This is a genomic window from Streptomyces sp. cg40, from assembly GCF_050320165.1.
In the GTDB taxonomy this organism is placed as follows: domain Bacteria; phylum Actinomycetota; class Actinomycetes; order Streptomycetales; family Streptomycetaceae; genus Streptomyces; species Streptomyces hokutonensis.
Map to the genome: position 1 here is coordinate 6,580,896 of NZ_CP190128.1, position 12,166 is coordinate 6,593,061.

At 69.7% G+C, this 12,166-nt stretch carries 9 protein-coding genes; 8 read left to right on the plus strand and 1 reads right to left on the minus strand.

The window, feature by feature from the left end; translation table 11 throughout:
• The first annotated feature begins 157 nt into the window (after positions 1–157).
• The 8 genes from ACQHII_RS29560 to ACQHII_RS29595 all read left to right on the plus strand — a co-directional run bounded on the left by ACQHII_RS29560 (position 158) and on the right by ACQHII_RS29595 (position 10,653).
• On the plus strand, positions 158–1,513 hold the full coding sequence (locus tag ACQHII_RS29560; RefSeq protein WP_427922121.1) for a nitrate/nitrite transporter: 1,356 nt from the start codon (positions 158–160) through the stop codon (positions 1,511–1,513).
• Between the two features lie 127 nt (positions 1,514–1,640).
• Complete coding sequence (locus ACQHII_RS29565) at positions 1,641–2,801, plus strand: uroporphyrinogen-III synthase (RefSeq protein WP_427922122.1); 1,161 nt, start codon at positions 1,641–1,643, stop codon at positions 2,799–2,801.
• 710 nt (positions 2,802–3,511) lie between these two features.
• Positions 3,512–4,105: a CGNR zinc finger domain-containing protein gene (locus ACQHII_RS29570; protein ID WP_427922123.1), complete on the plus strand. Its 594-nt coding sequence runs from the start codon at positions 3,512–3,514 to the stop codon at positions 4,103–4,105.
• A gap of 329 nt (positions 4,106–4,434) precedes the next feature.
• Positions 4,435–4,956 (plus strand): sigma-70 family RNA polymerase sigma factor, encoded by a 522-nt coding sequence (locus tag ACQHII_RS29575; RefSeq protein ID WP_019056398.1) that lies wholly within the window; start codon positions 4,435–4,437, stop codon positions 4,954–4,956.
• A 38-nt stretch (positions 4,957–4,994) separates the two neighbouring features.
• A complete protein-coding gene (locus ACQHII_RS29580; protein WP_427922124.1) occupies positions 4,995–5,756 on the plus strand; it encodes an anti-sigma factor family protein in 762 nt (253 codons plus the stop codon).
• A 151-nt stretch (positions 5,757–5,907) separates the two neighbouring features.
• Positions 5,908–8,220 (plus strand): HelD family protein, encoded by a 2,313-nt coding sequence (locus tag ACQHII_RS29585; RefSeq protein ID WP_427922125.1) that lies wholly within the window; start codon positions 5,908–5,910, stop codon positions 8,218–8,220.
• A gap of 307 nt (positions 8,221–8,527) precedes the next feature.
• Positions 8,528–9,967: an NAD-dependent malic enzyme gene (locus ACQHII_RS29590; protein ID WP_427922126.1), complete on the plus strand. Its 1,440-nt coding sequence runs from the start codon at positions 8,528–8,530 to the stop codon at positions 9,965–9,967.
• A 404-nt stretch (positions 9,968–10,371) separates the two neighbouring features.
• On the plus strand, positions 10,372–10,653 hold the full coding sequence (locus ACQHII_RS29595; protein WP_019056394.1) for an HU family DNA-binding protein: 282 nt from the start codon (positions 10,372–10,374) through the stop codon (positions 10,651–10,653).
• Between the two features lie 101 nt (positions 10,654–10,754).
• On the opposite strand, the gene murA is transcribed toward ACQHII_RS29595, so the two are convergent.
• Positions 10,755–12,101, minus strand: coding sequence for a UDP-N-acetylglucosamine 1-carboxyvinyltransferase (gene murA, locus ACQHII_RS29600; protein ID WP_427922127.1), 1,347 nt, complete (start codon positions 12,099–12,101; stop codon positions 10,755–10,757).
• Between the last annotated feature and the right edge of the window lie 65 nt (positions 12,102–12,166).

Sequence of the window (12,166 nt, forward strand, 5' to 3'; positions counted from 1 at the left end):
CCCTGAGGACCTCACCGCGCGCCTCCCCCGCTCGTGAGAGCAACGTTCCCTTCCGGTCACTCACAGCCACAGCGTGGAAATCCGCCGTCCCTACCTTCGGGATGCAGCCCTTGGAAGACAAACCGCTCGTTACCCCGTAGTGGACCGTGGAGGCGTCATGACAGCCACTGGCAAGTGGATCGAGCACTGGGATCCGGAGGACGAGACCTTCTGGCGGGAGACCGGAGAGAAGGTCGCCCGTCGTAATCTCCTGTTCTCCGTGCTCTCCGAGCACATCGGCTTCTCGATCTGGACCCTGTGGTCCGTGCTGGTGCTCTTCATGGGCCCGGAGTACGGGCTGACCCCGGCCGACAAGTTCCTGCTGACCTCGATGGTCACACTCGTCGGCGCGGTCGTCCGGGTGCCGTACACCTTCGCGGTCGCCATCTTCGGCGGGCGGAACTGGACGATCGTCTCCGCGAGCCTCCTGCTCATCCCCACCATCGCCGCCTTCGTGGTGATGAAGCCGGGGACCTCCTTCGACACCTTCCTCTGGATCGGCCTGCTGGCCGGTATCGGCGGCGGCAACTTCGCCTCCTCCATGACCAACATCAACGCCTTCTTCCCGTTGAGGAAGAAGGGGTGGGCTCTCGGGCTCAACGCCGGCGGCGGCAACATCGGCGTCCCGGTCATCCAGCTCATCGCCCTCGCGATCATCGGGGCCAGCGGCGGACCGCGCGTGCTGCTCGGGATCTACATCCCGCTGATCCTGATCGCCGCCACCCTCGCCGCCCTCTTCATGGACAACCTCACCTCCGTGAAGAACGACACCGGCGCCGCCAAGGACGCCGCGCGGGACTGGCACACCTGGATCATGGCGTTCCTGTACATCGGCACGTTCGGGTCGTTCATCGGATACGCGTTCGCCTTCGGGCAGGTCCTTCAGGTCCAGTTCGGCCGTACGCCGCTCCAGGCCGCGTACCTCACCTTCATCGGCCCGCTGCTCGGCTCGCTGATCCGCCCGGTGGGCGGCTGGCTCGCCGACCGCTACGGCGGCGCGAAGATCACCCTGTGGAACTTCGTGGCCATGGCCGCCGCCACCGCCGTACTCCTCGTCGCCAGCATGCAGAAGTCGCTGCCGCTGTTCGTCACCGTCTTCATCGTCCTGTTCGTGCTCAGCGGGCTCGGCAACGGATCGACGTACAAGATGATTCCCGGCATCTTCCAGACCAAGGCCCTCGCGAAGGGACTGGAGGGCGAGGAGGCGGCCGCCTACGGACGTCGGCTCTCCGGTGCCTCCATGGGGCTCATCGGGGCGGTCGGCGCGCTCGGTGGCGTCGGCATCAACCTCGCCTTCCGGCAGTCCTTCCTCTCCTACGGCTCCGGCACCGGCGCGTTCGTCGCCTTCCTCGCCTTCTACGGCCTCTGCTTCGCGGTCACCTGGGCCGTATACCTTCGCCGCCCGACCGCCCAGGCGCAGGCCAAAGCTTCCGCATCGGAGGCGAAGCCGCAGCTCAGCTATGCCGAGGTGTGACGTAACACTGCTGACATGAAGTCGAACCGAGCCTGTCACGCACCGTTGACAGGCTCGTTCGGCATGTAGGCCCCGCCGCACCACCCTCTGTACGACTGCATGTACGACTACGTTCGGGACGAGAGACATGGACGAACAACCGCAGCGACCGGAGAGCGCGCCCCACGGCCCCCTCTCCGGGTTCACCGTGGGCGTCACCGCCGCACGCCGTGCCGACGAGCTGGGGGCTCTGCTCCAGCGGCGCGGCGCGGTGGTCGTGCACGCGCCCGCGCTGCGCATCGTGCCCCTCGCCGACGACAGCGAACTGCTCGCCGCCACCAAGGAGTTGATCGACCAGGCGCCCGACGTCGTGGTGGCCACCACCGCGATCGGATTCCGCGGGTGGGTCGAGGCCGCCGACGGATGGGGGCTGGGTGAGACCCTCCTCGACCGGCTGCGCGGGGTGGAACTGCTCGCCCGCGGGCCCAAGGTGAAGGGCGCCGTACGGGCCGCCGGTCTCACCGAGGAGTGGTCACCGTCCTCCGAGTCGATGGCCGAGGTGCTCGACCGGCTCCTGGAGGAGGGCGTCGACGGCCGCCGGGTCGCCGTACAGCTGCACGGCGAACCGCTGCCCGGGTTCGTCGAATCGCTGCGCGCCGGGGGAGCGGAGGTCGTGGTGGTCCCCGTGTACCGGTGGATGCCGCCCGAGGACATCGCCCCGGTGGACCGGCTGCTGGACGCGGCGGTCTCGCGCGGCCTGGACGCGCTGACCTTCACCAGCGCGCCGGCCGCCGCGTCGCTCCTCTCCCGCGCCGAGACCCGCGGGCTGCTGCCCGAACTCCTCGCCGCCCTGCACCACGACGTCCTCCCGGCCTGCGTGGGCCCCGTCACCGCGCTCCCGCTCCAGAACCACGGCATCACCACGGTCCAGCCCGAACGCTTCCGCCTCGGCCCGCTCGTCCAGCTCCTCTGCCAGGAACTCCCCGCCCGCGCCCGCACCCTGCCCGTCGCGGGCCACCGGGTGGAGATCCGCGGCCACGCGGTCCTGGTCGACGGCGAGCTACGACCCGTCCCGCCGGCCGGCATGTCCCTGCTCCGCGCCCTGTCCCGCCGCCCCGGCTGGGTCGTCGCCCGCGCGGAACTCCTCCGCGCCCTGCCCGGCGCCGGACGCGACGAGCACGCCGTGGAAACGGCGATGGCCCGCCTCCGCACGGCACTCGGCGCGCCGAAGCTGATCCAGACGGTGGTGAAACGGGGGTACCGGCTGGCGCTGGATCCGGCGGCCGACGCGAAGTACTCCGACGGTTGAGCGGGCTTTTGTGCGGGGTGTTGATGCGGGCGTGGCTGGGGGCTCCGCCCCCAGACCCCCATCGGCCCTGAAGGGGCCTCGTCCTCAAACGCCGGACGGGCTGGATTTTGCGGCCTGAGTCAAGAAGCGCGCTGGGACAGGCCGGATTGCACCAACCGGCGTTGGTAGGCCCCGTACAACACCAACCCCCGCCCCAAACACCCCACCGCCACCGTCGACAACACCGCCCGCACCACGTTCCACCCCACCCATGCACCCACCCCCGGTACGGCCTCCCGCGTGCCTGCCACGCCGATATCGCGGACAGCAGCAGCGCCCCCATGAAGCTCAGGAAGAACACCGGGTTCTGGATCACGTCGTTGATGTTCCGCATCACCTCGACGAACACCCGGTCGTCGCTGCGCGCCAGCCCCGGCATCACCGCGCAGGCGAAGACGTAGAAGGCCCCGGCGATCAGCCCCGTCGCGACCGTGGCCGCACCCAATACCCAACCTGTGGCAGTCGTGTTGTCCGACCTGTTCTCTGTCATGCCTCCAGTCAACGGACCCGGCCCCGCCCCCGACATCGCCGAGACGCGCACGCGCATACGCGGCCGTCCACGCGCACTCCCCACGCGCGCTCGGTACGAGGGGTTCCGGCCGCGCGGGCGGGCAGGCACTGTAGAGGCAACGGTTTCCCGACCGGGGTAATCCCTAGGCGGTGACAGGCACATGGCACTGGGTACGACCATGGCCCCGTACGAGCTGCGTTTCGACGCCGGGCGGATCTGCCTGGATCTGCTCGCGACCACGCATCCCGAGGAACGGCTCGACGCGCCGGAGCCGCTGCGCGCGTGGATCGTCCGTTCCGGACTCGTGCCGGGGGCCACCGAGCTCGCGCACGTCGACGCGACCTGGCTCGTCGGCTTCCGCGAACTGCGGGGACGGATCGGACAGTTGGTGCGCAGCAGGCCGCAGACCGAGGCCCACTCCTACGACCTCGCGCTCGCCCACCTCAACGACCGTGCCCGTGCCGCGCCCCCGGCACCCCGGGCCGTACAGGCCGAAGACGGGGCGCTGGTGCGGGAGTTGGCCGGTCCGCCGGGGTGTGAGGCGTTGCTCGCGGTGATCGCCAGGGATGCTGTCGAGCTGCTCACCGATCCGGTCGCGCGGGCCTCGCTGCGGGAGTGCGAAGGCGACAACTGCCCCATCGTGTACCTGGATACGTCACGGGGGCGCAGGAGGCGCTGGTGCTCCAGCGAGGTCTGCGGGAATCGGGAGAGAGTGGCCCGGCATCGTCGGCGCGCGGCTCTCGCCCGGGCCTGAGAATCCCATATGCGGCTTCTGTGAAGTGACACACCGTCAATCGGCGAAGTGATTTTGACAACAGTGCGTTTCACTCGGCAACCGCACGGGCAGCTCGCGCGATCTTGCTGATGTGGTGGAAATGTAAAGATCGTACGGCTGGAATGTGCACTCATGTCCCGGTCGTCACGTCACTTCGAAGAAAACTGTCGCCTCACGTTGAACACCCGCCCACCCTCCCGCGTACCTCTCCATGAGCGACCGACCGGGGCAACCCCCGGACACCGGAGGTGGGCGTGCGCAAGGATTCCGTCGTGGCCAATGAACAAGCGCCGAGGGCCCGACATCGCATGTCCCAGTCCTCGGAACCTGATGAGGAGCTGATGCGTGCCCTGTACCGAGAGCACGCCGGACCCTTGCTCGCCTATGTGCTGCGGCTCGTCGCCGGTGACCGGCAACGTGCCGAGGATGTGGTGCAGGAGACGCTCATCCGGGCCTGGAAGAACGCCGGCCAGCTCAACCGGGCGACCGGATCGGTACGACCCTGGCTGGTGACGGTCGCACGGCGCATCGTCATCGACGGTCACCGCAGCCGGCAGGCCCGGCCGCAGGAGGTGGACCCGTCGCCGCTGGAGGTCATCCCTGCGGAGGACGAGATCGACAAGGCGTTGTGGCTGATGACACTGTCTGACGCGCTGGACGACCTGACCCCGGCCCACCGGGAGGTGCTCGTCGAGACGTACTTCAAGGGGCGTACCGTCAATGAGGCGGCCGAGACGCTTGGCATCCCCAGTGGCACGGTGCGCTCAAGGGTGTTCTACGCCCTCCGATCGATGAAGCTTGCTCTGGAGGAGCGGGGGGTGACGGCATGAGCATTTACGGGGGATACGGAACGGGTAGTCCAGGTTCCATGCAGGGATCTCAGGGCTCGAACGAACACGAGACCGTCGGCGCCTACGCCCTCGGGATTCTCGACGACGCCGAAGCAACCGCTTTCGAGGCACACCTCGCCACCTGCGAGTGGTGCGCCCAGCAGCTCGACGAGCTGGCCGGGATGGAACCGATGCTCGCGGCGCTCGCGGACCTGCCGGGCTCCGGCACTCCCGCGATCGGCGAGTCCCTGTCCGCCAAGCCGAGCCCACGGCTGGTGGAACGGCTGGTCGACGACGTGGGCGAACGCCGGGCCATGAAGCGCCGGCGCAGCTTCTACATGATCGCCGCGGCGGCCGCCCTGATCATCGCCGGACCGCTGGCCGTGATCGCGGCCAACGGCGGCGACAACTCGGGTCAGAAGGGGACCGTGGCCGCGGCGACGGCCAAGGACACCTTCGAAACTCTGTCCGACAAGGTCTCCGCCACGGACAAGACCACCAAGGTCACCGCGACCGTGGCGATGACCAAGAAGGACTGGGGCACCCTCGGGGTCGTCGAGCTGAGCAACGTCAAGGGCCCGCTCAAGTGCTCCCTGATCGCGGTCGGCAAGAACGGCGAGCGCGAGACGATGAGTTCCTGGTCGGTCCCGGCCTGGGGCTACGGCATCGCGAACGCCACGAAGGCCGAGGCCAAGGCGCCGCTCTACGCCCAGGGCGGAGCGGCTCTCACGCCCAACGAGATCGACCACTTCGAGGTCATGACCTTCGACGGCAAGAAGCTCGTGGAAGTGGACGCCTAGCAGTCGCTCACTGTGCTCGACGGGGTCCGGGACGCGCCAGTCGCGCACCGGACCCCGCGTCTTTGTCAGGATCCGCCGGGCGGGCCCCTCGCCTCGGCGGCCTCCCTTCGCGTACGGTTGACGGCTGCCCAGCACGTCAGAAGGGGGCCCGGTGGCCGCACAGGCTCAACAGGAGACCGCGCTCGATGCGGTGTCCGACAAATCCGCCCAGGATTCGCTACGGGACCGGGAGATCAGCGGCGAACAGGCCCACCTGGACCGGGTCTACCGGCGCCTTGAGGAGAAGATCCGCGAGGCCGAGTTCCTCATGAACGACGCCGCCAAGCGCGGCCAGGTCGGCACACCCGGCGCGCTCGCCGAACGCGACGCGCAGGTGTTCCGCGCCGGTATCCACCTCAACCGGCTCAACAACGAGTTCGAGGACTTCCTCTTCGGCAGGATCGACCTGCTGCTCGGCAAGGACGGCCAGAAGGGGCCCGACGGCGCCTACACCGCCGTCGAACCCGCCGACGGCTCCGTGCGCGACGACAACACGGCCGACATCGCCGAGACCCTGCACATCGGCCGCATCGGAGTCCTCGACACCGAGTACGCGCCCCTGGTCATCGACTGGCGGGCGCCCGCCGCCGCCCCGTTCTACCGCTCGACCCCGGTCGACCCCGGACGGGTCGTACGGCGCCGGGTCATCCGCTCCAAGGGCCGCCGGGTCCTCGGGGTCGAGGACGACCTGATGCGCCCCGAGCTGACCGCCTTCCTCGACGGCGACAAGCTCGCGGTCATCGGCGACGGCGCCCTGATGGCCGCGCTCGGCCAGGCCCGCAGCCACACCATGCGCGACATCGTGGCGTCCATCCAGGCCGAACAGGACCTGGTGATCCGCGCCCCCGCCGCCTCGGTGACCTACGTCGAGGGCGGCCCGGGGACGGGAAAGACGGCCGTCGCGCTGCACCGCGCCGCCTACCTCCTCTACCAGGACCGGCGCCGCTACGCGGGCGGCATCCTCATCGTCTCGCCCACCCCGCTGCTGGTCGCGTACACCGAGGGCGTCCTGCCGGCCCTCGGCGAGGAGGGCCAGGTCGCCATCCGGGCCATCGGCTCGCTCGTCGACGGCGCCGAGGCCACCCTCTACGACTCCCCGGCCGTGGCCCGCACCAAGGGCTCGTACCGCATGCTCCGCGTCCTGCGGAAGGCGGCGCGCGGCGCCCTTGAGGCGAACGAGTCACCGGCCCGGCTGCGGGTCGTCGCCTTCGGCCGCCGGCTCGAACTGGAGGCCGCCGACCTGGAGCGCGTCCGCCAGAACGCCCTCAGCGGCACGGCCCCCGTCAACATGCTGCGCCCGCGCGCCCGCAAGCTCCTCCTGGACGCCCTGTGGGAGCGCTCCGGCTCCGCGAGCCGGCACACCGACCCCGAACTCGCCGCCGAACTGCGCTCCTCCTTCGACGAGGACATCGCGAGCGAGGACGAGTTCATCGCGTTCCTCGACTCCTGGTGGCCCGAACTCACCCCGCGCGCCGTCCTGGAGGCCATGTCCGACGAGCGCAGGCTGGGCCGCTGGGCCCGGCGTATCCTCAACCCCGGCGAGGTCCGCCGGGTCGCCCGCGCCCTCAAGCGCGACGGACTCTCCGTCCACGACGTGGCGATCCTCGACGAACTCCAGGCGATCCTCGGTACCCCGGCCCGCCCCCGCAAGCGCCGTGACCTGGACCCGCTGGACCAGCTCACCGGTCTCGAGGAGCTGATGCCCGTACGCGAGGAGACACAGCGCGAACGGGCCGAGCGGCTCGCCCAGGAGCGCGTCGAGTACGCGCACGTCATCGTGGACGAGGCCCAGGACCTCACCCCGATGCAGTGGCGCATGGTCGGCCGCCGCGGCAGGCACGCCACCTGGACGGTCGTGGGAGACCCGGCCCAGTCCTCCTGGTCCGACCCCGACGAGGCGGCCGAGGCCCGCGACGAGGCCCTCGGCTCCCGCCCCCGCCGCCGCTTCACCCTCACCGTCAACTACCGCAACCCCGCCGAGATCGCCGAACTGGCGGCCAAGGTCCTGGCCCTCGCGATGCCCGGCTCCGAGTCCCCGTCCGCTGTCCGCTCGACGGGCGTACGACCACATTTCGCCGTCGTACGGGACTCCCTCGCGCAGTCCGTCCGCGCGGAGGCCGCCCGGCTGCTCGACCGGGTCGATGGCACGGTCGGCGTCGTCGTCGCCATGAACCGCCGCGAGGAGGCCCGCCGCTGGCTGGCAGGGCTCGGCGACCGGGTCGTGGCGCTGGGCAGCCTGGAGGCCAAGGGCCTGGAGTACGACGCGACCGTCGTCGTATCGCCGGCGGAGATCGCCGACGAGTCGCCCGCCGGCCTCCGCGTCCTCTACGTCGCGCTCACCCGCGCGACCCAGCAGCTCACGGTGGTCTCCGCCGAGCGGGACGAGCCGGACGCGAACGGGGTGCCGGACCTTCTCAGAGATTGATCGGGAGAGTGCTTCCTATGAACTCTCGGGATGGGAATGGCCTTACGGGATCCGTTTGTTAGCCTGGGTGTGACACCGGCCCGATCCAAGCCCCCGGGCCCAACCTTCGTCGCTTAGAGCGACCACTTGCCGCGAGGCGAGCATGGCGGGTCGGTGTCATTGACTGTGAAAGAGGCCTCCGTAACGGGGGCCTCTTTTTCTTGCGAACAAAACGTTCGCAATCAGGGGCGGCTAACGCCTACCCGGCAGTAGGTGCGACCATCGGAGCGCGTACTCAGCTCAACGGTGAAAGCAGAGGAAGTCGGCCATGGCTACGGCGCCCAGCGTCTCCTACTCGATCACGGTCCGTCTGGAGGTGCCCGCCAGCGGAACGGCGGTCTCCCAGATCACCACGGCCGTGGAGTCCCACGGAGGCTCGGTGACCGGCCTCGACGTGACCGCCTCCGGCCACGAGAAGCTCCGCATCGACGTCACCATCGCGGCGTCCTCCACCGCCCACGCCGACGAGATCGTCCAGCAGCTGCGCGGCATCGAGGGCGTCACCCTGGGCAAGGTCTCCGACCGTACGTTCCTCATGCACCTCGGCGGCAAGATCGAGATGCAGTCCAAGCACCCGATCCGCAACCGTGACGACCTCTCCATGATCTACACCCCGGGTGTCGCCCGCGTGTGCATGGCGATCGCGGAGAACCCCGAGGACGCGCGCCGCCTCACCATCAAGCGCAACTCCGTCGCGGTCGTCACCGACGGCTCCGCCGTCCTCGGCCTCGGCAACATCGGCCCCAAGGCCGCGCTGCCGGTCATGGAGGGCAAGGCCGCCCTGTTCAAGCGGTTCGCCGGCATCGACGCCTGGCCGCTGTGCCTCGACACCCAGGACACCGACGAGATCGTCGCGATCGTCAAGGCCATCGCCCCGGGCTTCGCCGGCATCAACCTGGAGGACATCTCCGCGCCGCGCTGCTTCGAGATCGAGGCCCGGCTGCGCGAGGCCCTCGACATCCCCGTCTTCCACGACGACCAGCACGGCACCGCGATCGTCGTCCTCGCCGCGCTGACCAACGCGCTGCGCGTGGCCGGCAAGGGCATCGGCGACATCCGGGTCGTCATGTCCGGCGCGGGCGCGGCCGGTACGGCCATCCTCAAGCTGCTGCTCGCCGCCGGCGTCAAGAACGCGGTCGTCGCCGACATCCACGGCGTGGTGCACGCCGGCCGCGAGGACCTGGTCGACGCCAAGCCCGACTCGCCGCTGCGCTGGATCGCCGACAACACCAACCCCGACGGCCTCACCGGCACCCTGAAGGAGGCCGTGCGCGGCGCCGACGTCTTCGTGGGCGTCTCCGCCCCGAACGTCCTCGACGGCGACGACGTGGCCGCGATGGCCGACAGCGCCATCGTGTTCGCGCTCGCGAACCCGGACCCCGAGGTCGACCCGACGATCGCCCGTCAGACGGCCGCTGTTGTCGCCACGGGCCGCTCGGACTTCCCGAACCAGATCAACAACGTGCTGGTCTTCCCGGGTGTCTTCCGCGGTCTGCTGGACGCGCAGTCCCGCACCGTCAACACGGAGATGATGCTCGCCGCGGCGACCGCACTCGCGAACGTCGTGTCCGAGGACGAGCTGAACGCGAACTACATCATCCCCAGCGTCTTCAACGACAAGGTCGCCGGTGCGGTGGCCGGCGCGGTCCGCGAGGCCGCGAAGGCCGCGGGAGCGGCGGCACCCTCCGCGACGCCCGCTGCGCCGTAGGCCGTCGGACGATGTGTGCGGCGGCTGTGAGGATCGCCACGGCCGCCCGTACATCGGCGCGTCGCGGAACCCGGGGCCTTCGGCGGCCGTTTATCGTGGCGGCCAGGCTTCGGGCCTTTCCAGGCCCGGCCCTCGCTGCCGGGAGCCGACGGAGCGTCACCACACTGATGCAGTGGCGCTCTTCGTGTGACTCCCACGGGTGTTCTCGCGACTCCTACGGGTGCCGGATTGGCTTTCCCGCCGCAGGTAGGGGCAGGATGCGTCTTCGGGCGCGAGGGTCTGGACGACGGACCCGGGTCCGGGGACTCACCGAGGACCCTGGCAGCATCGGCTTCACCGTGCCCGATATGCGGCTCCGCCGCGTGGCACGCCTCAAACGGCAAGAAGAACACGGGAGTAACAACATGAACCGCAGTGAGCTGGTGGCCGCGCTGGCCGACCGTGCCGAGGTGACCCGCAAGGACGCCGACGCCGTTCTGGCCGCGTTCGCCGAGACCGTCGGCGAGATCGTCTCCAAGGGCGACGAGAAGGTCACCATCCCCGGCTTCCTGACCTTCGAGCGCACCCACCGTGCCGCTCGCACCGCGCGCAACCCGCAGACCGGCGACCCGATCAACATCCCGGCCGGCTACAGCGTCAAGGTGTCCGCGGGCTCGAAGCTCAAGGAAGCCGCCAAGGGCAAGTAGTCCTTCGCGTACGCGACGGGATTGCGTACGAGGCTCAAGTAACGCGAATGGGGCGGCCACCCGGTCAGGTGGCCGCCCCATCGTCGTACGTACGACCGTCGCTATCCGAGCGCCTTGCCCGGCAGTTCCACCTTCGCGCCCAGCTCGACCAACTTCTCCATGAAGTTCTCGTAGCCGCGGTTGATGAGGTCGATGCCGTGGACGCGGGACGTGCCCTGGGCCGCCAGCGCCGCGATGAGGTACGAGAAGCCGCCGCGGAGGTCGGGGATGACCAGGTCGGCGCCCTGGAGGCGGGTCGGGCCCGAGACGACCGCCGAGTGGAGGAAGTTGCGCTGGCCGAAGCGGCAGTCGGACCCGCCCAGGCACTCGCGGTAGAGCTGGATGTGGGCGCCCATCTGGTTGAGCGCGGAGGTGAAACCGAGGCGGGACTCGTAGACCGTCTCGTGGATGATGGACAGGCCTGTGGCCTGTGTCAGGGCTACGACGAGCGGCTGCTGCCAGTCCGTCTGGAAGCCCGGGTGCACGTCCGTTTCGAGTGCGATCGACTTCAACTGCCCGCCGGGGTGCCAGAAGCGGATGCCCTCGTCGTCGATCGCGAAGGCACCGCCCACCTTCCGGTAGGTGTTCAGGAACGTCATCATCGAGCGCTGCTGCGCGCCCCGGACGTAGATGTTGCCCTCGGTCGCCAGCGCCGCCGACGCCCACGACGCGGCCTCCAGGCGGTCCGGGAGGGCCGCGTGGGTGTAGCCGCCGAGCGAGTCCACACCGGTGATGCGGATCGTGCGGTCGGTGTCCATGGCGATGATCGCGCCCATCTTCTGCAGTACGCAGATGAGGTCCTCGATCTCCGGTTCCACGGCCGCGTTGGCGAGTTCGGTGACGCCCTCCGCCAGCACCGCGGTCAGCAGCACCTGCTCGGTCGCGCCGACCGACGGGTACGGCAGCTTGATCTTCGTGCCGCGCAGCCGCTGCGGTGCCTCCAGGTACTGGCCGTCCGCCCGCTTCTCGATCTTCGCGCCGAACTGCCGCAGCACCTCGAAGTGGAAGTCGATCGGCCGGCCGCCGATGTCGCAGCCGCCGAGCCCCGGGATGAACGCGTGCCCGAGCCGGTGAAGGAGCGGACCGCAGAACAGGATCGGGATGCGCGACGAACCCGCGTGGGCATCGATGTCGGCGACGTTGGCGCTCTCGACGTGCGACGGATCGAGCACCAGCTCGCCCGGCTCCTCACCCGGACGGACCGTCACCCCGTGCAGTTGCAGCAGTCCGCGTACGACCCGAACGTCTCGGATGTCCGGTACGTTGCGCAGTCGACTTGGCTCACTGCCCAGCAGGGCGGCGACCATGGCCTTGGGTACGAGGTTCTTCGCACCGCGGACACGGATCTCGCCCTCCAGCGGGGTTCCGCCGTGGACAAGCAGTACGTCGTCTGAGCCGTTGACGGTCATGAATCTCGCGTTCCGTGGAGTTGGGCAGGGGCCGAAGACGTAAGCGTAATGGCCGCCCACCCCCC

Coding starts and splice junctions, on each gene's coding strand:
- ACQHII_RS29560 (WP_427922121.1), top strand. CDS start 158: ATGACAGCCACTGGCAAGTGGATCGAGCACTGGGATCCGGAGGACGAG.
- ACQHII_RS29565 (WP_427922122.1), top strand. CDS start 1,641: ATGGACGAACAACCGCAGCGACCGGAGAGCGCGCCCCACGGCCCCCTC.
- ACQHII_RS29570 (WP_427922123.1), top strand. CDS start 3,512: ATGGCACTGGGTACGACCATGGCCCCGTACGAGCTGCGTTTCGACGCC.
- ACQHII_RS29575 (WP_019056398.1), top strand. CDS start 4,435: ATGTCCCAGTCCTCGGAACCTGATGAGGAGCTGATGCGTGCCCTGTAC.
- ACQHII_RS29580 (WP_427922124.1), top strand. CDS start 4,995: ATGCAGGGATCTCAGGGCTCGAACGAACACGAGACCGTCGGCGCCTAC.
- ACQHII_RS29590 (WP_427922126.1), top strand. CDS start 8,528: ATGGCTACGGCGCCCAGCGTCTCCTACTCGATCACGGTCCGTCTGGAG.
- ACQHII_RS29595 (WP_019056394.1), top strand. CDS start 10,372: ATGAACCGCAGTGAGCTGGTGGCCGCGCTGGCCGACCGTGCCGAGGTG.
- murA (WP_427922127.1), bottom strand. CDS start 12,101: ATGACCGTCAACGGCTCAGACGACGTACTGCTTGTCCACGGCGGAACC.